Source organism: Curtobacterium sp. SP.BCo (assembly GCF_051903265.1).
Lineage (GTDB): Bacteria > Actinomycetota > Actinomycetes > Actinomycetales > Microbacteriaceae > Curtobacterium.
The window spans coordinates 1,478,734-1,502,085 of sequence record NZ_CP194337.1; the positions used below are offsets into that span (position 1 = coordinate 1,478,734).

Below are 23,352 nucleotides of genomic sequence, written 5' to 3' on the forward strand. Positions count from 1 at the left end.
CTGATCTGCACCACACACGAGGGGGCGCCGGACTCGACGAGTCCGGCGCCCTCCCGTGAGCCGGGACCCTGCCCGGCCACGCACCCTCCGCCGGACACCCCGGCACCCACCGCCCACGCCGTCGACGAAGACCGCGGGGCGGGACCCGATACTCTTGCTGCTCGGGCCGCCCGATCGGACGACCAGCAGTACGATCCACCACACCGGAGAGGCACCCATCGCCCATGGTGAGTTTCATCGCGAGACGGATCCTCGTCTCGGTCCTCATCCTCATCGCTGCATCGTTCATCATGTACAACCTGGCGGCGATCGCGGGAAACCCCCTGCAGGACCTCCAGAGCAGCAACTCGCCGAACCGTGACCAGCTCATCGCTGCACGGACCGCGGCACAGCACCTCGACGTCATCCCGCCGCTCCGCTGGGGCATCTGGATCACCGGCGTCGGCAAGTGCGTCATCGGTCAGTGCGACCTCGGGACGACGTTCAACAACCAGCCGGTGGCGCAGCTGCTGCCGCAGGCCGTCGGATCGACCATCCAGCTGGTGACGTTCTCGTTCATCCTGGCGATCATCTTCGGCATCGGCCTCGGCGTCGTCACCGCCCTCCGCGTCTACTCGGGCTTCGACTACTCGATCACGCTGGTCAGCTTCTTCCTGTACTCGCTGCCGTCCTTCCTGATGGCCGTGCTGCTGAAGTCGTTCATCGCGCTCGACTACAACAACTTCCTGGTCGACCCGAAGATCCCACCGGTCAACCTGGTGGTGATCGCGATCGTCGTGGGCCTGGTCATCCAGCTCGTCGTCGGCGGCATCCTCAAGCGCCGCCTGGTCGTCGGTGCGATCAGTGCCGTGGTCACCGCCGGCATGCTCCTGCTCATGCAGGCGACCGGCTGGTTCACGAACCCGTCGCTCGGCCCGGTCTTCGTGATCCTGTTCAGCGCCGGCATCGGCCTGGCCATGGTCACGCTGCTCGCCGGGACGAAGAACCGTCGAGCCTGGCTGGTCGCGGGAATCAACGTGCTCGTCGCGATCATCTGCTACTTCGCGCTGCAGGGCCTGCTGAACATCTCGTCCGGCGCGACGATCTTCATCCTCGCGGTGGTCACCGTGCTGGTGGGGCTCGTGTCCGGCTTCCTGGTCGGCGGCCACGACCGCGGACTCATGATGCGCATCGGTGCGCTGACCGCGTTCCTCAGCGCCGGCGTCATCCTGCTCGACCGCTTCATGCGCTCGTGGATCGACTACACCCAGAACTACGTGTCGCGTCCGATCGCGACGGTGGGCTCGCAGACGCCCGGTCTGACCGGTGACTTCTGGATCAACGGGATCGACACGTACACGCACCTGCTGCTGCCGACGATCTCGCTCCTGCTCATCAGCTTCGCGAGCTACACGCGCTACTCCCGTTCGGGCATGCTCGAGGTCCTCGACCAGGACTACGTCCGCACCGCCCGTGCGAAGGGCCTGCCGGAGCGCACCGTCATCGTGCGCCACGCGCTGCGCAACATGCTCATCCCGATCGCGACCCTGGTGGCGACCGACATCGGTGCACTGCTCGGTGGCGCGATCATCACGGAGCGGGTCTTCGCGATCTCCGGCATGGGCAGCCTGTTCAACAGCGGGTTGTCGATCACGGACGTGAACCCGGTGATGGGGTACTTCCTCGTCATCGCGATCACCGCGATCGCGTTCAACTTCCTCGCCGACCTGGCCTACTCGGCCCTCGACCCGCGGGTGCGTGTCCGATGACCGCCACGACGGAACCGACGACCCTGCACCCACAGGAGGGAACCCGATGAGCACCATCCAGGGCGGAGCGCCGCTCGAACCCAACATCGGCGACGGTACGGGCGTCGGGAACACCCCCGACTCGCACGAGAAGCAGCTCGGTGAGAGCCAGGGGCGGATCATCCTCCGCCGCTTCCTCGCCAACCGCCTCGCGGTCGTCGCACTGATCGTCTACATCCTGGTGCTGGTGTTCGCCGTCTCCGCGGTCGGCCTCGGCCCGATCCCGGGATGGTGGCACTACTCGTACAAGGCCCTCGAGGACCTGCAGAACGGTGGCGCCCCGACCTCGGACCACCCGTTCGGTCAGGACCGCATCGGCAAGGACTACTTCGCCCTGACGATGCGCGGCATCCAGAACTCCGTGCTGGTCATGATCGTGATCGGCGTGTTCGCGACGCTCATCGGCGTGGTCGTCGGTGCGGTCGCGGGCTACTTCCGCGGCACCGTCGACGCCGTGCTCATGCGCATCACCGACATCTTCATCGTCATCCCGGCGATCGTGATCGGTGCCGTGGTCGGCAAGACGGCGAACGGTCTGGGCGCCTGGGGCCTCGCGCTCCTGCTCGGGCTGGTGTCCTGGATGGTCATCGCCCGTCTGGTCCGCGCCGAGTTCCTGTCGCTCCGCGAGCGTGAGTTCGTCGAGGCGGCTCGGGTCGCGGGCGCATCCGACGCCCGGATCATCTTCCGGCACATCCTGCCGAACGCGATCGGCGTGATCATCGTCTCGGCGACGCTGCTCATCGCCTCCGCGATCCTGCTCGAGACGGCGCTGAGCTACCTCGGCTACGGCATCAAGGCGCCGGACTCGTCCCTCGGTCTGCTCATCAGCCAGAACCAGTCGGCGTTCCAGACGCGCCCGTACCTGTTCTGGTGGCCGGCGTCCTTCATCGTGCTGCTCGCGCTCTGCGTGAACTTCATCGGTGACGGCCTGCGCGACGCGTTCGACCCGCGCTCGAAGCGCTTCAGCCTCCGCAAGACGCGCGAGCCGGAGAACACCTCCGGCTCGGAGATGATCAGCGCGTGACGTCCCCCCGGGTCCTAGCGAGCCGCGATGGCGAACCAGCCACCGACGGCGGTCGCCGCGAGCAGCACGATCGACACCCAGTGCAGCGTGACCGGCACGCGCACGGTGTCGGCCGTGCCGAGCTCGATGGCGCCGCGCTCGCGCAGGTCGTCCCAGCGGTGACGGATCAGGTACGCCGCGTCACCGGACGCCGTGGACAGCAGGTCGCCCGCGCGGCGGCTGCCGTCCCCGGCGTCGGGGACGGTCCGACCGTGCCGCTGGTTCTGCCGGCGGGCCAGGGCGACACCGGCTCGACCGGGCGCCGGAGCTGCCCAGACGGCGACCTTGCGGTGCGGCGTGACGAGCGTCAGCGCGAAGCGCGTGTCGACGTGCACGAGCGCCGCCCAGGGCACGTGGACCGAGTGGAAGACGTTGACGACGTCGATTCCGTCGTCGTCGACGGTCAGCCGCGGACGCCAGAGCGCCACCCAACCGAGCAGGACGCCGAACGCGGTCGGCACGAGTGCGAGGGCGCGGTCCTGCCAGGTCGTGTCGTTCAGCACGGTCGTGACGAACAGCAGGGCGACGATCAGCCAGAGGGCGATCGCGAGTCCACGGTTGAACTTGGACACGAACACATCGCGCGTCGTCGGGGTGGCAGGCATGCCTCCATCGTCGCAGGTCGGAGCCGTCGCTCCGGACGCCTGCAGCCCCGACCCCAGCGCTCCTCCATCACCACCCACGCGGTCGCCACGAGCGGCCGGGAAAGGACCGGACGTCGTTGAGCACGCCCGCCTCCGCGGCCACCACCCCGGCCGCCACCAGCACCCCCGTCGTCAAGGTCTCCGGGCTCGACGTCGACTTCGCGGTCGACGACGTCTGGACCCCCGCCGTCAAGAAGCTCTCGTACGAGATCCGCTCCGGTGAGGTCCTCGCGCTCGTGGGCGAGTCCGGCTCCGGCAAGTCCGTGAGCTCGATGTCGATCCTCGGCCTGCTGCCGCGGAACGCCCGTGTGAACGGGTCGATCGAGTTCAACGGCACCGAGCTCCTCGGTCTCCGGTCCGCCCAGCTGCGGGAGTACCGCGGCAAGGAGATCGCGGTGATCTTCCAGGAGCCGATGACGGCCCTGAACCCGGTCTTCACCGTCGGGTCGCAGATCGTCGAGACCCTCCGCATCCACTACGGCATCTCGCCGAGCGAGGCGAAGGTCCGTGCGATCGAGCTCCTCACCCTGGTCGAGATGCCCGACCCGCAGAAGGCGTTCGACTCGTACCCGCACCAGCTCTCCGGTGGGCAGCGGCAGCGCGCGATGATCGCGCAGTCGATCTCCTGCGACCCGAAGCTGCTCATCGCGGACGAGCCCACGACGGCGCTCGACGTGACGGTCCAGGCCGAGATCCTCGACCTCATCCGCGACCTCGCCGCCAAGCTCGGCAGTGCGGTCCTGCTGATCACCCACGACATGGGCGTCGTCGCCGACCTCGCCGACCGCATCGTCGTGATGAAGCAGGGCGTCGCGGTCGAGACGGGCTCCGTGCGGGACGTCTTCGCCGCCCCGCAGCACGAGTACACGCGGACGCTCCTCGACGCCGTGCCCCGGCTCGGTCAGGCGGGCGACACCGTCATCGACCTCACCGAGACCCTCGAGTCGGTCGTCGAACAGGACTCCTCGGTGCAGGTGGGGGAGACCCTGCTGCACACCGACGTCGTGCAGACCCTCGGCCCGGCGGTGCTCGAGTTCAAGGACGTCGTCATCGAGTACCCGGGCCGTGGCCGCGTCAAGGCGTTCCGCGCCATCGACGGCGTCGACCTGACGGTGCACGAGGGCGAGGTCGTCGGGCTCGTCGGCGAGTCCGGTTCGGGCAAGTCGACGCTCGGCCGCGCCGCGATCGGTCTGCTGCCGATCACCTCCGGTGGCCTCGAGGTCACCGGCGTCGACCTCTCGAAGCCGACCCGTTCGCTCGTGCGCCAGGTGCACCAGAACGCCGGCATCGTGTTCCAGGACCCCTCGTCCTCACTCAACCCGCGCATGACGATCGGGCAGTCCATCGGTGAGCCGCTGCTGCTCGGCAAGGGGATGAAGGGGCGTGAGCTCGAGCGCGAGGTCGAGTCCCTCCTCGAGGCCGTCCGCCTGCCCACCGCCTACTCGACGCGCTTCCCGCACGAGCTCTCCGGCGGTCAGAAGCAGCGCATCGGCATCGCCCGTGCGCTCGCTCTCCGACCGAAGCTGCTCATCGCGGACGAGCCGACGTCGGCACTCGACGTGTCGGTGCAGGCGACGGTGCTCGACCTGCTGAAGGACCTGCAGCGCGAGTTCGCCTTCGCCTGCCTGTTCGTCACGCACGACCTGGCGGTCATCGACGTCCTCGCGGACCGGATCGCGGTGCTGCACCACGGGCACCTCGCCGAGGTCGGCACGCGCGACCAGATCCTGCGCGACCCGCAGGACCCGTACACGCAGCGGCTCATCGCCGCGGTGCCGCTGCCGGACCCGGACGTCCAGCGCGAGCGCCGCGAGTTGCGCCGGACGATCCTCGCCGCCGGCTCGGACGAGTAGGCCCGGTCGACCACGAACGACAGCCCCGACGTCGCACGACGTCGGGGCTGTCGTCTGTCGCGTGCGCTTCTTCCCATCACAGGCGCTCTGGGAAGCGGAATCGCGCATACCTGGTCGAAAGAAACGGCCTGGTACGCGCGGAACGGCTCGGTACGCGCGGATGGCTTGGTACGCCCGGAACGGCTCGGTACGCCCGGAACGGCTCGGCATGCGCGGACCGGCCCGGTACGCGCGGAACGGCCCGGTACGCGCGGAACGGCATCCCACGCGGCCGGGAGGCGCGCTGCCAGGCCGTCACGTGCCTCCAGTCCGGCCGTCGCGTGCGCTCCTTCCCATCGCGCGTGCGGTAGGAAGCGGAATCGCGCGTACCTGGTCGGAAGAAACGGTCTGGTATGCCCGAAACGGCCGGGTATGCGCGGAACGACCTCCCACGCGCGGAACGGCCCACGAGCGGGCCAGGAAGCCGGACGCGCGGGCCAGGAAGCCGGAGGCGCGGGTCGGGAGGCGCGGCGCGCGTCCGCCGAGCCCGCTGCGGTCAGAGCTGCGCGGCCGCCATGGTCGCGACCACGCCGAGGACGATCATCGCCAGGACCGTCCACCCGTGGGCGCGGTGGGTGATCGGCGCAGCGGTCACCGTCGACGGGGGCGGGCCGTCCTGCGCGGGCGGCGCGGGCACGGAGGCGCGGATGCGCTCGGCCGCGGCGTCGACGTCGAGGGGGGTCGCGCCTCCCGGCTGCCCGTCGACCACGGCGCTGAGGCGAGCCGACCTGCGGGTCGCGAGCCAGGTGCGGCGGACGCCCTCGCTCGTGACGACCTCGATGCCGTACTTCGTGCGGACCTCGGTGACGCGGCGCCAGGCGTACGTGCTGGTGCGGCGCACGTCGACGATGCGGAGGTGTTCCGGCGTCAACTCGAACCGGGGGCGCCAGAGGACGGCCCAGGAGACGAAGGCGATGAAGAGGCTCGGGACGGGTGCGAGCCACGGCGTTCCGCCACTGATCAGGGCGAGGGGCACGAGGGCGACTGCGGCGACCCACAGGACGACGGCGAGCAGACGCATGCCGGGGGCGAGGATCGTGGTCACCCGCACGAGGGTACAAGGCCCGGGTGGTGCCGAGATGCCTCCCCGGAGACGTCCGGGGAGCGGGTGTGACACACCAGCGCGTATCTCCGGACGACCCGATTCTCCGGGGAGGCAGATCCTGTGTGGACCTCTCGTACCGACAATGGTCCCACGGACCCCCGTTCGGGTGTCAATACCCCGGCGGACTATTTTCCCGGATCCGACACGCGGACGGTGCGGGAACTGCACCGGGCGTCAGGCGACCAGGAGCTCGATCTGCGCCCGGATCGTCTCGGCCTTCGGGAAGCGCAACCCGACCAGTCCGACGTGCCGCCACCGGACGACGCCGTCCGGGCCGATCACGAACACCGATCGGCGGAGGCCGATGCCGGGTGCCTGCACGCCGTAGTCACGGATGACGGTGCCCGCGGTGTCGCTGAGGAGCGGGAAGGTCAACGACGAGCCCCGGGCGAACGCCTCGTGCGAGTCCAGGGCCTGCGGGCTGATGCCCCACACGACCGCGCCGAGGTCGTCGAAGTCGTCGAGTTCCTCCTGGTAGCTGCAGAGCTGTGCCGTGCAGACCGGGGTGGCGTCCCCGGGGTAGAAGGCGAGCACCATCGTCCGACCGATCTCGGCGGAGAGGGAGTACTCGTCGTCCGTCCGGATCCCGTCGCGCACGATCATGCCGGGCAGGGTGAAGCCCGGTGCGGGATCGCCGACCTCGGGGATGCTCATGTGCTCACGGTAGGGCCGTGGGATCGGCGCGGGACCGCGCCGCGCTGTGGGTCGGCTGTGGATCGGATCAGCGCGGACCCAGACAGCTCAGCGAGGACGGACGGGTCGGCGCAGACCCAGGCAGGTCGCCGCGCCCGGACGGATCAGCGAGGACGGACGGGTCAGCGCGGACCCAGGCGGGTCTGCGCGCCCGGACGGATCAGCGGAACAGCTGCGGGAACGCGTGGGCGACCCACGGGTACCCGACGAACACCGCGGCGTCCAACAGGCAGTGCGTGATCACGAGCGGCAGGAGTCGGCCCCACTTCGTGTAGATCCAGCCGAAGACGACGCCCATCACCGCGTTCCCGACGAAGGCGCCGAAGCCCTGGTACAGGTGGTAGCTGCCCCGGAGCACGGCGGTCGACAGGATCACCTGCCAGCGTCCCCAGCCGAGGCCGCCGAGTCGCTCGTAGAGGTACCCGACGACGATCACCTCCTCCTGCAGTCCGGAGCGGATCGCGGAGAGCAGCAGGACCGGGATCGTCCACCAGTACGAGTCGAGTGCCGCCGGGTTCACGTTCACGGTGAAGCCGAGCGCGCGGCCCGTGAAGTACAGCGCCAGGCCGGGGATCCCGATGCACAGGGCGATGAGCGCCGCGCCGCCGAGGTCGGGCTTCGCGCGGAACCGGTCGATGCCCAGGCGACCGAGGTGCGGCCTGGCGGTGTTCCAGAGCAGGAAGCAGACGAGTGCCACCGGCGCGAGGTCGACCGCGATGCCGACGAGCTGCCGGGCGAGGTCGACGTACTGCACGGTCGTCGTGGACGTGTTGAGGGCCGTCGACTGTTCCCCGAGCGGGGTCGTCTGGGACAGGTCGTCGATGATCTGCAGGATCGAGTAGAGCGCGCTGCCCCCGAGCGACAGCAGCAGGACGATCGTGATCTCGATCCACGTTCGCCGTCGGCTCATGCGCTGTACTCCTGTCGGTTGCGAACTACCGGTAGACTGGTGTGTCGGGCGTTCTGCCCGAAGTCTCCGTCGGCACACCCCGACACTCTCCCAAACCCTGAAGGATGTCCTGTATGGCGCTCGCCACCCGGTCCGACCTGCGCAACGTCGCCATCGTGGCACACGTCGACCACGGCAAGACCACGCTCGTCGACGCGATGCTCACGCAGACCAACTCGTTCGACGCCCACTTCGAGGGCGAAGACCGGATGATGGACTCGAACGACCTCGAGCGCGAGAAGGGCATCACCATCCTCGCGAAGAACACGTCGGTGCTCTACAACGGCAAGCACGCGACGGAGTTCGGCTCCGACGGCCCGATCACCATCAACGTGATCGACACTCCGGGTCACGCCGACTTCGGTGGCGAGGTCGAGCGCGGCCTCTCCATGGTCGACGGCGTCGTGCTGCTCGTCGACGCGTCCGAGGGCCCGCTGCCCCAGACCCGCTTCGTGCTCCGCAAGGCGCTCGCCGCGAAGCTCCCGGTGATCCTGCTCGTCAACAAGACGGACCGCCCCGACTCCCGCATCGACGAGGTCGTCTCCGAGTCCCAGGACCTGCTCCTCGGCCTCGCCTCCGACCTGTCGGACGAGGTCGACGACCTCGACCTCGACGCGATCCTCGACGTCCCCGTGGTCTACGCCTCGGGTCGCGCCGGTGCCGCCAGCCGCAACAAGCCGAACGACGGCGAGCTCCCCGACAACGACGACCTCGAGCCGCTGTTCGAGGCGATCCTGCAGCACGTCCCGGCCCCGAAGTACGACGACGAGCACCCGCTGCAGGCGCACGTCACGAACCTCGACGCCTCGCCGTTCCTCGGCCGCCTCGCGCTGCTGCGCATCTTCCACGGCACGATGAAGAAGGGCCAGACGGTCGCGTGGGTCAAGCACGACGGCACCGTCGCGAACGCCCGCATCACCGAGCTCCTCGTCACGAAGGCCCTCGAGCGCTACCCGGCCGAGTCCGCGGGCCCCGGTGACATCGTCGCCGTCGCCGGCTTCGACACCATCACCATCGGTGAGACCCTGACCGACCCCGAGGACGTCCGTCCGCTGCCGACCATCACGGTCGACGACCCGGCGATCTCGATGACGATCGGCACGAACACCAGCCCGCTCGTCGGCAAGGTCAAGGGCCACAAGCTCACGGCGCGCATGGTGAAGGACCGCCTCGACCGCGAGCTCATCGGCAACGTCTCGCTCAAGGTCCTCGACATCGGTCGTCCGGACGCGTGGGAAGTCCAGGGCCGCGGCGAGCTCGCGCTGGCCATCCTCGTCGAGCAGATGCGTCGCGAGGGCTTCGAGCTCACCGTCGGCAAGCCGCAGGTCGTCACCAAGCGCGACGAGAACGGCAAGCTGCAGGAGCCGTACGAGCACATGACGATCGACACGCCGGAGGAGCACCTCGGCGCGATCACGCAGCTCATGGCCGCGCGCAAGGGTCGCATGGAGAACATGACGAACCACGGCACCGGCTGGATCCGCATGGAGTTCATCGTGCCGTCGCGTGGCCTCATCGGCTTCCGCACCGCGTTCCTCACCGAGACCCGCGGCACCGGCATCGCGAACGCGATCTCGCACGGCTACGCCGAGTGGGCCGGCCCGATCCAGACCCGCGTCAACGGCTCGATCGTGTCCGACCGCTCCGGTGTCGTCACGCCGTTCGCCATCACGAACCTCCAGGAGCGGATGACGTTCTTCGTCAACCCGACGGAGGAGGTCTACGAGGGCATGGTCATCGGCGAGAACTCGCGCGCCGACGACATGGACGTGAACATCACCAAGGAGAAGAAGCTCACGAACATGCGTTCGGCGAACGCCGACTCCTTCGAGTCGATGACGCCGTCGCGCCAGCTCTCCCTCGAGGAGTGCCTGGAGTTCGCGCGCGAGGACGAGTGCGTCGAGGTCACCCCCGACGCCGTCCGCATCCGCAAGGTCGAGCTCGACGCGCAGGCACGCCAGCGCGCGTACGCCCGCCTGAAGCGTCAGGACGCGTGAGCAGCGTCAGGACGCGGAAGCGCTGAACAGCCTGGAGGCACGTCCTCCACGACCGGCCCGGTCACCTCGTCGAGGTGGCCGGGCCGGTCTTCGGTTGTAGCGTTGGGGGCGTGACTCTCGACCTCCTCTCGCTGTACCAGGACCTCCACGCCCACCCCGAGCTCGGCTTCCAGGAGCACCGCACCGCCGGCATCGTGGCGGACAAGCTCGCCGAGATCGGCGGGATCGAGGTGACCACGGGCGTCGGCGGTACCGGCGTCGTCGGTGTGCTGTCCAACGGCGACGGACCCGTCGTGTGGCTCCGCGCGGACATGGACGGCCTGCCGGTCCAGGAGCGCACCGGCCTGTCGTACGCGAGCGAGCACCGCGGCACCGACGAGGAGGGCAACGACGTCCCGACGATGCACGCCTGCGGCCACGACATCCACGTGACGTGGCTGCTCGGCACGCTGGAGCGGCTCGCCGCGACCACGACCGACTGGCACGGCACCGTCGTCGCCGTGTTCCAGCCCGCCGAGGAAGTGATCTCCGGCGCCCGCGCGATGGTCGAGGACGGCCTGGTCGACCGGTTCCCGAAGCCGGACGTCGTCCTCGGGCAGCACTCCGCCCCGGCACCGGTCGGCATCGTCGCCGTCGGCAGCGGCCCCGTCATGGCGTCGAGCGACCGCCTCACGGTCACGTTCAACGGCCGGGGCGCGCACGGTTCGGCGCCGCAGGCCTCGCTCGACCCGATCGTCACGGCGGCGTCGGCCGTCGTCCGTCTGCAGACCGTCGTGTCGCGGGAGGTCTCGCCGAGCGACGCGGGCGTCGTGACGGTCGGCAGCTTCCACTCCGGCACCCGCGCGAACATCATCCCGGACCAGGCCGTCATCGAGATCTCGACGCGTGCCCGCAACGAGGAGACCCGCGCGCGGATCATCGCGTCCATCGAGCGCATCGTCCGCGCCGAGAGCGAGGCGGGCGGTCTGCCCGAGCCGACGATCGTCCGTGCGCCGGGTGCCGAGGTGACCGTGAACGACCCCGAGCAGGCGCAGGTCGTGCTCGACGGCATCCGTGCCGAGGTCGCCGGGGCACGGGACCTGGAGATCGGTCTGGCGATGGCGTCGGAGGACGTCGGGCAGCTCGCCACGGCGGCCGGCGCGCCGCTCGTGTACTGGTTCACCGGCATCACCGACCCGGAGCTCTTCCGCCGCGGCGAGGACATCCCGAGCAACCACTCGCCGTTCTACGCACCGCAGGCCGAGACCGCCATCCCGGTGGGCGTCGACGCCCTCGTGGCGGCGACGCGCGCGTACGTCGCCTGATCCTGCTGGACGGGCCGGGAGGCACGACGCGACCCCGTCACGCACGTGACGTTCCCAGGGGACTCACGCCGTGCCTCCCGGCTTCCCCTCTAGGGTGCTGCGCATGCGCACCCCCACCCGCACCCTGATCGCCGCCGTCGCTGCCGGCATCGCCCTGGCCGGTCTCGCCGGCTGCTCGTCCGACGCGGTCGAGCAGGCGACGGACCTCGGTTCCTCCGTGGCGTCGAGCGTCGCCGACGGCGTCGCGGGCATCGACGGGAAGGCGATCCAGGACGGCATGGCCTCGGTCGCCGGCGGAATCGACGGCGCGTTGGACACGGCGCTCAAGGGCACGAACGTGACCTCCGACGGCAAGGTGCCCGACGGGTTCCCGACGAAGGAGGTGCCGCTCGTCGACGGCACCGTGCTCGGCGGCGGTGCCGGACCGAACGGGTCCGGGTGGGTCGCACAGGTGCGCGCGGCGTCGGTCGACGACTTCGCGACCGCCGACCAGCAGCTCACCGACGCCGGCTTCACCGAGTCGGCCAAGCGGGCCGACTCGTCGAGCGCGTTCGGGATGTTCCGCAGTGACGCCTACCGGGTCGTCCTGACGTTCTCGGAGGGCACGGACGGCGTGACGGCGACGTACATCGTGACGCCCCGCTAGCTCCGCCCGGTTCCCGTCCGGCTCGGGCACGGCGTGAGCCCGTACGCTGGGACCCGATGTCGAAGGTCTCTGCCACCCGCCCCGAACGCGTCCTGTTCGTGCACGCCCACCCGGACGACGAGACGCTGTCGTCCGGTGGGACGATCGCCACGCTGCTCGAACTCGGGGCCGAGGTCACCGTGCTCACCGCAACCCGGGGGGAGCGCGGCGAGATGCTCACTGCTGAACTCGCGCCGCTGTTCGGCGACGGGCCCCGTGTCGCCGCCCACCGCGAGACCGAGATCGCCGCGGCGCTGGCCGCACTCGGGGGACCGGCCCACCTGTGGCTCGGCGGTCCGGGCGCGCGTCCGACCGACCTGCCGGAACGCCGCTACGCCGACTCCGGCATGCAGTGGGGACCCGACGGCCGCGCGATCGCCGCTGACGACGCCCCCGCCGACTCCCTGACCGCGGCGGACCTCGGCGAGGTCGTCGACGACATCCGCGCCGCGATCCGGTCCACCGCCGCCGACGCGGTGGTGAGCTACGCCGACGACGGCGGGTACGGGCACCCGGACCACGTGCGGGTGCACCACGCCGCCCGGTACGCCGCGAAGGCCGAGGAGCTCCCCTTCTCGATGATCGTCGACCCGGCCACGACCGAGGCCGACGTCACGGTCGACGTCCTGCCGGTCCGCGCGAAGCTGCGCGCCGCCGTGGAGCAGTACCGGTCGCAGGTGACCGTCGACCCGGTCGACCCGGCCGACCCCACGGCGCTGTCGTGGGTGATGCCGCACGGTGTCCGGCAGCACGCCCCGGCCGTCGAGGCGTTCCGGCACGCCGATGCCCCGGCCGTGCCGGCACCGCAGACCTACGCGGAGATGTCCGGGCAGGGCAGGGTGACCGCGGTCGTCGTCGCCCTCGTGCTCGGTCTGGTCGCCGGTGGGCTCGGCACCGTCACCCACCAGCAGACGTTCGGGGCGTTCCCGATCGGCATGGTGCTCACGTCGCTGGTCGTCGTCGGCCTGACCGTCGGCGTCCGGCTGCTCTACCGGTCCCGCGCGATGGTCGCGGCCGTCGGGCTCGGGATCATCCTCGCGACGCAGGTGCTCGTGTCCGTCGGCGGGCAGAGCTCGCCGCTCGTGCTCGCGAACCCGGCCGGGTACGTGTGGACGTTCGGGCCGGCCGTGGTCGCCGCGCTCGTGCTGGCGTGGCCGGACCTCTCCGGGCTGCGGGCGCGCGCGGGTTCGGGTTCGGGTCCAGATGCGGGTGCGGGCACGGGTTCGGGGGCGGCCCCCGACGCCGACACCGGCCCGCGGTCAGGGTCGCCCGCTCGCCGCGAGTAGACTCGACAACGCTCAGTCCGAAGGGAGCACCCCAGCCGTGACGTACGTGATCGCCCAGCCCTGTGTCGACGTGAAGGACCGCGCGTGCATCGACGAATGCCCGGTCGACTGCATCTACGAGGGTGACCGTTCGCTGTACATCCACCCCGACGAGTGCGTCGACTGCGGTGCGTGCGAGCCGGTCTGCCCGGTCGAGGCGATCTACTACGAGGACGACCTCCCCGAGGAGTGGGCCGACTACTACAAGGCCAACGTCGAGTTCTTCGAAGAGGTCGGTTCCCCCGGTGGCGCGGCGAAGGTCGGCGTGATCCACAAGGACCACCCGGTCGTGCTGGCCGAACCGCCCCGCGGCTGACCCGGGTCACGCACGTGGCGCTCGACCTCCCCGACTTCCCCTGGGACCAGCTCGTCCCGTTCAAGCAGCAGGCCGCCGCGCACGAGGGCGGCATCGTCGACCTCAGCGTCGGCTCCCCGGTCGACCCGACGCCCGCGGTCGTGCGCACCGCCCTGGCCGAGGCCACCGACGCGCACGCGTACCCGCAGGTCGCCGGCACCCCGGCCCTGCGTGAGGCGATCGCGGACTGGTACGGCCGTCGCCAGGGCGTCACGCTGACGCCCGACCAGGTCCTGCCGACGATCGGCTCGAAGGAGTTCATCGCCGGGTTGGCGCTCTGGCTCGGCATCGGGCGCGGCGACACCGTGGTGTTCCCGGCGGCCGCGTACCCGACCTACGAGCTCGGTGCCGCGCTCGTCGGTGCCACGGCCCTGGCGTCCGACGACCCCGCGGCGTGGCCGGACACGACGAAGCTCGTCTGGCTGAACTCCCCGGGCAACCCGGACGGCCGGGTGCTGTCGATCGACGACCTGCGCGCCGCCGTCGCCCGGGCACGCGAACTCGGCGCCGTCATCGTCGGCGACGAGTGCTACGCCGAACTCGGGTGGGAGCCGCCGTACGACGCGGCGCCGACCCCGACGATCCTCGACCCGCGCGTGGTGGGGGAGTCCGTCGACGGTGTCCTCAGCGTGTACTCGCTGTCCAAGCAGTCGAACCTCGCCGGCTACCGTGCCGCCTTCGTCGCCGGCGACGCCGCGGTCCTGGCCGACGTCCTCGCCGTCCGGAAGCACACCGGCATGATGCCGCCGCTCCCCGTGCAGGAGGCGATGATCGTCGCCCTCGCCGACGATACCCACGTGCAGCAGCAGAAGGCGCGGTACCGGGCCCGGCGGAACATGCTCCGACGAGCACTCGAAGGAGCCGGCTTCCGCATCGACCACAGCGACGCGGGGCTGTACCTCTGGGCGACGCGGGGCGAACCGGCCCTCGACACCGTCGCGTGGCTGGCGGAGCGCGGGATCCTCGTGGCTCCGGGGACGTTCTACGGCAGCGCGGGCGCGGAGCACGTCCGCGTCGCGCTCACCGCCACCGACGAACGGATCGCCGCAGCCGCGCAGCGCCTCGCCAGCGGCAGTCGTCTCGCATCCGCCTGACCCTTCCGCCGTCCGCGCAATCCTCGGTTCCCACCAAGTCCTGAGGCTCGATGTGTGCACGACCGACAGTGGGCGCGATTAGGCTGTCATCGTGACTGACACTGCCAATGACGCTCAGAAGACGGCCACACCGCCCACCACGCCCGTCCCCGTGAGTCCCGCCGCCGAGCAGACGACGGAGACCGCGACGCTGACGTACCCGGGCGGCACGGCGGAGTTCCCGATCCTGCCGAGCGTCGACGGTGCGTCCACCATCGACATCTCGACGTTCAAGAAGCAGACCGGGATGAACACGCTCGACTACGGGTTCGTGAACACCGGGTCGACGAAGAGCGCCATCACCTACATCGACGGCGACCAGGGCATCCTGCGGTACCGCGGCTACCCGATCGACCAGGTGGCCTCGAACTGCACCTTCTTGGAGGTGGCCTGGCTCCTCATCTACGGCGAGCTGCCGAACGAGACCGAGCTGGCCGACTTCGACGCGCGCATCCGTCGGCACACCCTGCTGCACGAGGACCTCCGTCGCCTGTTCGACGCCCTCCCGCACTCGGCGCACCCGATGTCCGTCCTCTCCAGCGCCGTGAGCGCCCTGTCGACCTACTACGAGGACGACATGGACGTCGACGACCCGGAGAAGGTCGAGCTGCAGACCGTGCGCCTGCTCGCCAAGCTGCCGGTCATCGCCGCGTACGCGCACAAGAAGTCGATCGGGCAGGCGTTCCTGTACCCGGACAACTCGCTGTCGTTCGTCGACAACTTCCTGCGCCTGAACTTCGGCACCATGGCCGAGACCTACGAGCCGAACCCGGTGCTCTCCAAGGCCCTCGACCGCCTGCTCATCCTGCACGAGGACCACGAGCAGAACGCCTCCACGGCCACGGTGCGCCTGGTCGGCTCGACGAAGGCGAACATGTTCGCGTCGATCTCCGCCGGCATCAACGCCCTGTACGGCCCGCTGCACGGCGGTGCGAACGAGGCGGTGCTCGAGATGCTCCAGCAGATCAAGGACTCCGGCGAGCCCGTGCAGCGCTTCGTCGAGCGGGTGAAGAACAAGGAGCGCGGGGTGAAGCTCATGGGCTTCGGGCACCGCGTCTACAAGAACTACGACCCGCGGGCGAAGCTCGTGAAGGAGTCGGCGGACGAGGTCCTCGAGTCCCTCGGCGTCCAGGACGACCTGCTCGACATCGCGAAGGAGCTCGAGCAGATCGCGCTCTCGGACCAGTACTTCATCGACCGGAAGCTCTACCCGAACGTCGACTTCTACACGGGCATCATCTACAAGGCGATGGGCTTCCCGCCGCGGATGTTCACCGTCCTCTTCGCGATCGGGCGCCTGCCCGGCTGGATCGCCCAGTGGCGCGAGCTGAACAACGACCCGCTGAACAAGATCGGCCGCCCGCAGCAGCTCTACGTCGGACACCCGGAGCGCGACCTCCCCACGCGCTGACGCGCTGCGCGCCCTGCGCTGCGCACGATGTGCCGGCCTGGAGGCGCGGGGCGGGCTGGTGCCGTGCCTCCCGTCCGCTGCGCGCTTGGTGAGCAGAAATGGTCGGGTCCCGAGACGGGACCCGACCATTTCTGCTCACGATGTGCGGGCCTCCCGGCCCGCAGCGCGGCCTAGGCGTGCAGGGCGGTGTTCAGCTGGATGCCCTCGCCCTTGCGCTGCAGCGCCTCGACGGCGCCGGACACCGAGTTGCGGCGGAACAGGATGTTCGGGGTACCCGACAACTCGGCGGCCTTGACGGTCTTCGGCGTGCCGTCGGGGTTCGGCGCCGCACCGACGAGCACCACCTTCGTGCCCGCCGTCACGTAGAGGCCGGCCTCGATGACGGAGTCGTCGCCGAGCGAGATGCCGAGGCCCGCGTTCGCGCCGAGCAGCGCCCGCTCGCCGATGGAGACCCGGTGGGTCCCGCCGCCGGAGAGCGTGCCCATGATGGACGCGCCGCCGCCGATGTCGGTGCCGTGACCGACGACGACGCCCTGGGAGACGCGGCCCTCGATCATGGCGTCGCCGAGGGTGCCGGCGTTGAAGTTCACGAAGCCCTCGTGCATGACGGTCGTCCCGGGAGCGAGGTGCGCGCCCAGCCGGACGCGGTTGGCGTCGCCGATGCGGACGCGGTCCGGCACCACGTAGTCGACCAGGCGCGGGAACTTGTCGATCGCGTGCACCGCGATGCCGGCGCGTTGCAGGCCCGGGCGCAGGCGGGTGAGGGACTCCGGGTGCACCGGGCCGGCGTTCGTCCACGCGACGATCGGCAGGTGCGCGAAGACACCGTCGAGGTTGATCGTGTTCGGGCGCACGTGCAGGTGGCTGAGGAGGTGCAGACGGAGGTAGGCGTCCGCGGTGCTGGCGGGTGCGGCGTCGATCGTGACCTCGGTGGTGACGGCTTCGATGCGGACCTCGCGGCGGGGGTCGTCGCCCACGTGCGCCTGGAGTCCGGCGGGGAAGACGGCATCGGTCGGCAGGGCGCCGAGGTGGGTCTCCGGGTACCAGGTGTCGAGCGTCGTGCCGTCGGCGGCGATCGTCGCGAGGCCGTGGCCCCAGGCGTGGGTCGGGCGGTCGGTGGCAGCGGTCGTGTCGGTCACCGGACCAGGGTACTCAAGGGCTGGCCGGTAGGCTTCCCGCATGCCGGAGCCGCTCGACCTCACCGCCTCGTCCATCGACATCACCCGTGCCATCTGCGACATCGAGTCGGTGTCCGGCAACGAGGGACCGCTCGCCGACGCGATCGAAGCGGCCCTGGTGCCGCTCGCGCACCTCGAGGTGATCCGTGACGGCGACGCGATCGTCGCGCGGACGAACCTCGGCCGTGACCGTCGGGTCGTCATCGCCGGGCACATCGACACGGTGCCGCTGAACGACAACCTGCCGACGGAGTTCCGGACGGCGGAGGACGGCACCGAGATCCTCTGGGGCCGCGGCACCGTCGACATGAAGGCGGGCGTCGGCGTGCAGCTCAAGCTCGCGTACGACCTCGCCGACCCGACCGTCGACGTCACGTGGGTGTTCTACGACCACGAGGAGGTGAGCGACTCCCTGAACGGCCTCGGTCGTCTGGCCCGGACCCGACCGGAGCTCCTCGCGGGCGACTTCGCCATCCTCGGGGAGCCTTCCGGTGCGCAGATCGAGGGCGGCTGCAACGGCAACCTCCGCGCCGAGGTCCGCACGTTCGGCAAGCGTTCGCACAGTGCCCGCAGCTGGATCGGCGACAACGCGATCCACAAGACCGCCCCGATCCTGGCCACCCTCGCCGCGTACGAGCCCCGCACCGTGACGGTCGACGGGCTCGAGTACCGCGAGGGTCTCAACGCCGTGGGCATCTCCGGCGGGATCGCCGGCAACGTCATCCCCGACGAGGCCATGGTCCACGTGAACTACCGGTTCGCCCCCTCGCGCAGTGCCGACGAGGCGGTCGCCCACATCCGCGAGCTCTTCGACGGGTACGACGTGCAGATCGTCGACCTCGCCGCGGGTGCCCGTCCCGGTCTCGACGCCGCCCTCGCCCAGGACTTCGTCGCCGCGGTCGGCGGTCCGGCACCCCGACCGAAGTACGGCTGGACCGACGTCGCACGGTTCTCCGCGCTGGGGGTCCCCGCGGTCAACTACGGGCCCGGCGAGCCGGTCTTCGCGCACCACGACGACGAGCAGGTCCCCGTCGACCAGATCACCTCGGTCGAGGACGGTCTGCGTCGGTGGCTGACGGCCTGACGACGGCCGGGTCCACCCGGCTGAGCCCCGCCCGCGCCCGGTGGCACGCCCGCTACCGGGTGGTGCCGTGGTGGGTGCGGATCACGGTCGTGTACCTGCTCGCGCGGATCGTCACGGGCGCGATGCTCGCGGCCTTCGCCAGCGTGCAGGCCGCGAACTCGTTCACGGTGCAGCACCCCGGCCTCCTGTCGTTCTCGTCGATCTGGGACGGCGCGTGGTACCGCGTGATCGCCTCGGCCGGCTACCCCTCGACGCTGCCGGTGGACGCCGCCGGACACGTCACCGAGAACGCGTGGGCGTTCATGCCGGCGTACCCGTTCCTGGTGCGGGGGCTGATGGTGCTCACCGGCGCCTCGTTCGAGCTCGTCGCGGTGTCGGTGTCGCTGCTGTTCGGTTGGGGCGCTGCCCTGGTGTTCCGACGGCTGATGGGGAAGTTCCTCGATCCGGCCCGGGCGACGTTCGCCACGGTGCTCTTCTGCGTCGCACCCGTGTCCGCGATGTTCCAGGTCGCCTACGCGGAGTCGATGGGGCTGTTCCTGCTGCTCGTCGCCCTCCTGCTGCTGGTGGAGCGCCGCTGGTGGACGATGCTGCCCGTCGTGCTGCTGCTCGGCATGACCCGGCCGACCGGCCTGGCCTTCTCGCTCTTGGTCGTGCTGTTCCTCGGCGCGTGGGCCGTCCGTCCGGCCTGGGTCCGCGAGCCGGCACCGCTCACCGTCCGGAAGCTCGTGCCGCCGGCCGTCGTCGCCGTCGTCTCGGGACTGGTCGGGCTGGCGTGGCCCGCGATCGCCTGGGCGGTGACCGGCGTGCCGAAGGCCTACACGGACACCGAACTCGCGTGGCGGTCGTCGTACATCGGTTGGAAGGACCTCGTGCCCTTCGCGCCGTGGGTCCAGGGATTCGGGTGGTGGTTCCGGCAGCCGGCTGGAGCGATCCTGCTCGCCGTGGTGGTCGTCGGCTTCGCAGCGTTCGTGTCCATGCCGGCCGCGCGGCGGATCGGGCTCGAGCTGCGGCTCTGGGGCGTCGCGTACGTCGTGTACCTGCTGGCGGTGTTCTTCCCGCAGTCGAGCACCTGGCGCATCCTGCTGCCGATCGCGCCGCTGCTCGGGATCGTGGCGCTGCCACGGTCACGGGTGTACCGGGTGGCGATCGTCGTGGTCTGTCTCGCCCTGCAGTGGGTGTGGCTCTACCACTGCTGGTGGGTCGACGGCTACGACTGGACCCCACCGTGATCGGTGGTCCGTCCGGCCGCGGGCGCTGACGGCGCCGGGTCCTCCGGGCGCCACGCCGCCGCCGCGGTCACCATCGAGTTGACCGTCGCGATGAACGGCACCGCGAAGAACGCCCCGACGACCCCGGCGATGGTCGTCCCCGCGGTGACGCCGAGCACGACGCCGAGCGGGTGGACCTTCACCGCGCTGCCGGTGAGGAACGGGTGCAGCACGTGGCTCTCCAGCTGCTGCACGACGATGACCACGCCGAGCATCGCGAGCGCCGGCACCCACCCGTTGAACACCAGCGCGATGAGCACGGCGACCCCGCCCGCGACGATGGCGCCGACGACGGGGACGAACGCCCCGAAGAACACGATGACGCCGATCGGCACGGCGAGGGGGACCTGCAGCGCCAGGGCGCCGATGACGATGCCGAGCGCGTCGGTGACCGCGACGATCAACTGCACGCGGATGAAGCTGGTCAGCGTCTTCCACCCGGCGTGTCCGGCGACGTCGATGCGGGGGCGTGCGCGTGCGGGGAAGACCCGGACGACCCACGACCAGATCCGGCGGCCGTCGACGAGCACGAAGATCGTGGTGAACACGACGATGAACAGTCCCTCGAGGGCGTGCACGAGGCCGCTCCCGGCTTCGCGCGCACCGGACAGGATCGACGAGGCGTGCGTCTGCAGGAACGTGGTCGCGTCCGCGAGCCACTTCGTCACCTGCGCGGCCGTGATGCCGAACGGCTCCGACGCCAGCAGGGTCTGCAGCGACTGCACGTTGTGGTCGAGGCGGTGCGCCAGGGACGGCAGGTCGTACCGGATCTGCGCGGTGACGATCAGCGCGAGGACGGCGAGGGCCACCACGACCGCGAGCAGGCTGGACAGGATCGCAAGCCACTTCGGCCACCGGTGACGCTGCAGGAACGCCGACAGGGGCGCGAGCAGGGCGCAGACGAGGAGGCCGACCAGGAACGGCACCACGATGTCCTGCAGGAGGACGACGAGCGCGACCACGACGGCGAGTGCGGCGACGACGACGAGGATGCGCCACGAGAACGCACCGGCGATGCGCATGCCCTCCGGCACGGCCTCGACAGCGGGATCGACGCGTGGACGGCGCGTGGAGCGGATGTACGGCATCCACCAAGGTGACCACTCCGAGCCGCGAGAACGTCGCGATTCGCCACCCCCAACCTGGGCGGTTTCGCAGTTCCCCCATCGATACGAGATAATGGGCGGGCATGTACTGCGCGAAAGGGGACATCTGATGGCAGCCATGAAGCCGAGGACCGGTGACGGGCCGATGGAGGCTGTTAAGGAGGGTCGACTCATCATCGTGCGGGTTCCGCTCGAAGGTGGAGGCCGCCTGGTCGTCTCGGTCAACGATGCCGAGGCCAAGGAACTCCACGACGCACTCGCTGAGGTCGTCTCGGCCTAGTACGTCGAAGCACCGAACGGGGAGGCCCGGAGCGCGTACGCTCCGGGCCTCTTCGCGCCCGGCCTGCGCCTGTGCCCGGCCCGCGCCCGTGCCCGGCCCGCGCCCGTGCCCGGCCCGCGTTCGCGCCCGGCCCCGCCGCTGTCGGTACCGTCCGGCAGGATGGTCGCGTGCCACGGACCCGCCTGCCGATCCGCCGCGTCGAGGAGTACGCGCCGGGCCCGCTACCGCGCGACCAGTGGCCGGGCACCCTCGCGCCCGTGCGGCAGCTCCTGGACGAGGGACTCGACCTCGCGCCCGTGACGGTCTTCGTCGGCGACAACGGCGTCGGCAAGTCCACCCTGGTGGAAGCGATCGCGCTCGCCTTCGGGATGGGGCCGGAGGGTGGTTCGACGATGTCCGGCCACACGACGCGCCCGACCGAGTCCCAGCTCTGGGAACACCTCGTCCTCGTGCGCGAGCCCGGTGCGGCGAAGGGTGGCTTCTTCCTGCGTGCCGAGACCATGCACGGGCTCTTCACGTTCCTTGAGGAGCACCCCGGCCCGCGCCCGGAGCCGGTGTTCCACGAGCGTAGTCACGGCGAGTCGTTCCTGGACTTCGTGATCGACCGGTCGCAGTGGCCGGGGCTCTGGATCCTCGACGAGCCCGAGTCGGCGCTGTCGTTCTCCGGGTGTCTGGCGCTGATCGGGCTGCTGCAGTCCATCGTGGAGAGCGGGGTCGGGCAGGTCGTGCTGTCGACGCACTCACCGGTGCTGGCGGCGTTCCCGGGGGCCACCATCCACGAGGTCGGCGAGTGGGGCATCCGTCGCACGTCGTGGAACGACCTCGACCTGGTGCGCAACCAGCGGGCGTTCCTGGAGTCCCCGGAGCGCTACCTACGCCACCTGGACTGATCCGGTCGCCCCGCGCGCCCGGCCCGGAACAGTGCGCGCCCGCCACGGAACGGCGCGCGCCCGGCCCGGAACAGAGCGCGCGCGACCCGGAACAGCACGCGCCCCGCACCCGGAGCGGCTCGCGCTACGCCGAGACCTTGGTCATCTGCAGGAGCCCGTCGCCCGCGGGCGACAGCGCACTGATGACGGCGCCCGACGTCGACACCTCGGTGAGGAGCAGCCGGAAGTCCGTCGTCGCCCGGTCCCGCTTCACCGGGTCGGCCACGCGTCCGCGCCAGAGCGCGTGCGGCACCAGGACGGTCCCGCCGAGTCGGGCGAGCCGCAGCCCGTGTTCGACGTACTCGATGACGTGCTCCGGGTCGGCGTCGACGAGGACGAGGTCGTACGAGGCCTCGTTCATCCGGGGCAGCACCTGGTTCGCGCGACCGGGGATGAGCCGGATGCGTGCCGGTGCGGTGCCGGCGGCGATGTAGGCGTCGCGGGCGTACTGCTGGTGGTCGACCTCGACGTCGATCGTGGTGAGCGTGGCGTCCGGGGCGCCGCCGAGCAGGTACAGGCCGGAGACGCCGAGTCCGGTGCCGATCTCGATGATGCTCGTCGCGCGGGACGCGGCGGCGATGACGCCGATCTGCGCGCCGATGGCAGGGGAGATCGCCTCCACCCCGAGCTCGAGGGAGTGCTCACGAGCACGGGCGATCGCCTCCGACTCCGAGACGATGTCCTCGGCGAACTTCCAGTTCGACTCTTTCTCTGACACGCACACTCCGTTCGGGTGACAACTCTACGGGTGGTGTGTGGTGCGGACGGGTTACGCTCGTACCGTGTTCGACGGCTTCGAGAAGTTCCTGGTGATCGGGATCATCGGCGTCCTCCTCCTGGGGCCGCAGCGGCTGCCGATGTACGCCCAGAAGCTCGCCGAGTTCGTGAAGGCCGTCCGTCGCTTCGCCGACACCGCGAAGGACCGGATGCGCGAGGAGATGGGCCCCGAGTTCGACGAGGTCGACTGGCAGAAGCTCGATCCGCGGCAGTACGACCCGCGCCGGATCATCCGCGATGCGCTCCTCGACTCCGGCGGCAGTGCGGCCGCCGTGCAGACGGCGCAGGTCACCGCCTCCAAGGTGCGTGCGACGGCACCGGTGGTGCCGCTCGCCGTCGGCGAGGCCGCGCCCTTCGACGCCGAGGCGACCTGACGAGGGCGACCCA

The 23,352-nt window shown here is 70.5% G+C and carries 22 protein-coding genes; 15 read left to right on the top strand and 7 right to left on the bottom strand.

What is annotated here, in order from left to right; genetic code table 11:
• Window positions 1-224: 224 nt before the first annotated feature.
• Together ACRQ4B_RS07175 and ACRQ4B_RS07180 are read left to right on the top strand one after the other, a co-directional pair.
• Window positions 225-1,748, top strand: coding sequence for an ABC transporter permease (locus ACRQ4B_RS07175; RefSeq protein WP_439694003.1), 1,524 nt, complete (start codon window positions 225-227; stop codon window positions 1,746-1,748).
• Window positions 1,749-1,794: 46 nt separating this feature from the next.
• A complete protein-coding gene (locus ACRQ4B_RS07180) occupies window positions 1,795-2,811 on the top strand; it encodes an ABC transporter permease (RefSeq protein ID WP_439694004.1) in 1,017 nt (338 codons plus the stop codon).
• A 14-nt stretch (window positions 2,812-2,825) separates the two neighbouring features.
• On the opposite strand, the gene ACRQ4B_RS07185 is transcribed toward ACRQ4B_RS07180, so the two are convergent.
• Entirely contained in the window at window positions 2,826-3,455 is a 630-nt protein-coding gene (locus ACRQ4B_RS07185) for a PH domain-containing protein (RefSeq protein ID WP_439694005.1), read from the bottom strand.
• A gap of 116 nt (window positions 3,456-3,571) precedes the next feature.
• Here ACRQ4B_RS07185 and ACRQ4B_RS07190 point away from each other — a divergent pair, with 116 nt between their 5' ends.
• Window positions 3,572-5,347, top strand: a complete 1,776-nt coding sequence (locus ACRQ4B_RS07190) for an ABC transporter ATP-binding protein (RefSeq protein ID WP_439694006.1) — start codon at window positions 3,572-3,574, stop codon at window positions 5,345-5,347.
• A 535-nt stretch (window positions 5,348-5,882) separates the two neighbouring features.
• On the opposite strand, the gene ACRQ4B_RS07195 is transcribed toward ACRQ4B_RS07190, so the two are convergent.
• The 3 genes from ACRQ4B_RS07195 to ACRQ4B_RS07205 form a co-directional block, all read right to left on the bottom strand.
• The gene (locus tag ACRQ4B_RS07195) at window positions 5,883-6,431 is read right to left on the bottom strand and encodes a hypothetical protein (protein WP_439694007.1); all 549 of its coding nucleotides are present in this window, start codon (window positions 6,429-6,431) and stop codon (window positions 5,883-5,885) included.
• Window positions 6,432-6,665: 234 nt separating this feature from the next.
• A complete protein-coding gene (locus ACRQ4B_RS07200; protein ID WP_439694008.1) occupies window positions 6,666-7,145 on the bottom strand; it encodes a peroxiredoxin in 480 nt (159 codons plus the stop codon).
• Between the two features lie 199 nt (window positions 7,146-7,344).
• Window positions 7,345-8,094: a CPBP family intramembrane glutamic endopeptidase gene (locus ACRQ4B_RS07205; protein ID WP_439694009.1), complete on the bottom strand. Its 750-nt coding sequence runs from the start codon at window positions 8,092-8,094 to the stop codon at window positions 7,345-7,347.
• 113 nt (window positions 8,095-8,207) lie between these two features.
• On the opposite strand from ACRQ4B_RS07205, the gene typA reads away from it, so the two are divergent.
• The 7 genes from typA (at window position 8,208) to ACRQ4B_RS07240 (ending at window position 16,343) form a co-directional block, all read left to right on the top strand.
• Window positions 8,208-10,130 (top strand): translational GTPase TypA, encoded by a 1,923-nt coding sequence (typA, locus tag ACRQ4B_RS07210; protein ID WP_439694010.1) that lies wholly within the window; start codon window positions 8,208-8,210, stop codon window positions 10,128-10,130.
• A gap of 110 nt (window positions 10,131-10,240) precedes the next feature.
• Window positions 10,241-11,434 (top strand): amidohydrolase, encoded by a 1,194-nt coding sequence (locus ACRQ4B_RS07215; protein WP_439694011.1) that lies wholly within the window; start codon window positions 10,241-10,243, stop codon window positions 11,432-11,434.
• A gap of 103 nt (window positions 11,435-11,537) precedes the next feature.
• The gene (locus tag ACRQ4B_RS07220; RefSeq protein ID WP_439694012.1) at window positions 11,538-12,080 is read left to right on the top strand and encodes a hypothetical protein; all 543 of its coding nucleotides are present in this window, start codon (window positions 11,538-11,540) and stop codon (window positions 12,078-12,080) included.
• Window positions 12,081-12,136: 56 nt separating this feature from the next.
• Window positions 12,137-13,405 (top strand): PIG-L family deacetylase, encoded by a 1,269-nt coding sequence (locus ACRQ4B_RS07225; RefSeq protein WP_439694013.1) that lies wholly within the window; start codon window positions 12,137-12,139, stop codon window positions 13,403-13,405.
• Between the two features lie 37 nt (window positions 13,406-13,442).
• The gene (gene fdxA, locus ACRQ4B_RS07230) at window positions 13,443-13,760 is read left to right on the top strand and encodes a ferredoxin (RefSeq protein ID WP_071292706.1); all 318 of its coding nucleotides are present in this window, start codon (window positions 13,443-13,445) and stop codon (window positions 13,758-13,760) included.
• A gap of 14 nt (window positions 13,761-13,774) precedes the next feature.
• Complete coding sequence (dapC, locus tag ACRQ4B_RS07235; protein WP_439694014.1) at window positions 13,775-14,893, top strand: succinyldiaminopimelate transaminase; 1,119 nt, start codon at window positions 13,775-13,777, stop codon at window positions 14,891-14,893.
• A 151-nt stretch (window positions 14,894-15,044) separates the two neighbouring features.
• Window positions 15,045-16,343: a citrate synthase gene (locus ACRQ4B_RS07240; RefSeq protein ID WP_439694364.1), complete on the top strand. Its 1,299-nt coding sequence runs from the start codon at window positions 15,045-15,047 to the stop codon at window positions 16,341-16,343.
• 170 nt (window positions 16,344-16,513) lie between these two features.
• Here the strand turns inward: ACRQ4B_RS07240 and dapD are convergent, their stop codons facing one another.
• Window positions 16,514-17,482: a 2,3,4,5-tetrahydropyridine-2,6-dicarboxylate N-succinyltransferase gene (gene dapD / locus ACRQ4B_RS07245; protein ID WP_439694015.1), complete on the bottom strand. Its 969-nt coding sequence runs from the start codon at window positions 17,480-17,482 to the stop codon at window positions 16,514-16,516.
• A gap of 40 nt (window positions 17,483-17,522) precedes the next feature.
• On the opposite strand from dapD, the gene dapE reads away from it, so the two are divergent.
• On the top strand, window positions 17,523-18,605 hold the full coding sequence (gene dapE, locus ACRQ4B_RS07250; RefSeq protein ID WP_439694016.1) for a succinyl-diaminopimelate desuccinylase: 1,083 nt from the start codon (window positions 17,523-17,525) through the stop codon (window positions 18,603-18,605).
• Window positions 18,590-19,834, top strand: a complete 1,245-nt coding sequence (locus tag ACRQ4B_RS07255) for a hypothetical protein (RefSeq protein ID WP_439694017.1) — start codon at window positions 18,590-18,592, stop codon at window positions 19,832-19,834. The genes dapE and ACRQ4B_RS07255 overlap by 16 nt, the downstream gene beginning before the upstream one ends.
• On the opposite strand, the gene ACRQ4B_RS07260 is transcribed toward ACRQ4B_RS07255, so the two are convergent.
• On the bottom strand, window positions 19,813-20,961 hold the full coding sequence (locus ACRQ4B_RS07260; protein ID WP_439694018.1) for an AI-2E family transporter: 1,149 nt from the start codon (window positions 20,959-20,961) through the stop codon (window positions 19,813-19,815). The genes ACRQ4B_RS07255 and ACRQ4B_RS07260 overlap by 22 nt on opposite strands.
• Before the next feature lie 127 nt (window positions 20,962-21,088).
• On the opposite strand from ACRQ4B_RS07260, the gene ACRQ4B_RS07265 reads away from it, so the two are divergent.
• A complete protein-coding gene (locus tag ACRQ4B_RS07265; protein WP_017887054.1) occupies window positions 21,089-21,259 on the top strand; it encodes a DUF3117 domain-containing protein in 171 nt (56 codons plus the stop codon).
• 167 nt (window positions 21,260-21,426) lie between these two features.
• A complete protein-coding gene (locus ACRQ4B_RS07270) occupies window positions 21,427-22,149 on the top strand; it encodes an AAA family ATPase (protein ID WP_439694019.1) in 723 nt (240 codons plus the stop codon).
• Between the two features lie 124 nt (window positions 22,150-22,273).
• Here the strand turns inward: ACRQ4B_RS07270 and ACRQ4B_RS07275 are convergent, their stop codons facing one another.
• The gene (locus ACRQ4B_RS07275) at window positions 22,274-22,906 is read right to left on the bottom strand and encodes an O-methyltransferase (protein ID WP_439694020.1); all 633 of its coding nucleotides are present in this window, start codon (window positions 22,904-22,906) and stop codon (window positions 22,274-22,276) included.
• Between the two features lie 64 nt (window positions 22,907-22,970).
• On the opposite strand from ACRQ4B_RS07275, the gene ACRQ4B_RS07280 reads away from it, so the two are divergent.
• Window positions 22,971-23,339: a twin-arginine translocase TatA/TatE family subunit gene (locus ACRQ4B_RS07280; protein ID WP_092093601.1), complete on the top strand. Its 369-nt coding sequence runs from the start codon at window positions 22,971-22,973 to the stop codon at window positions 23,337-23,339.
• Window positions 23,340-23,352 lie beyond the last annotated feature (13 nt).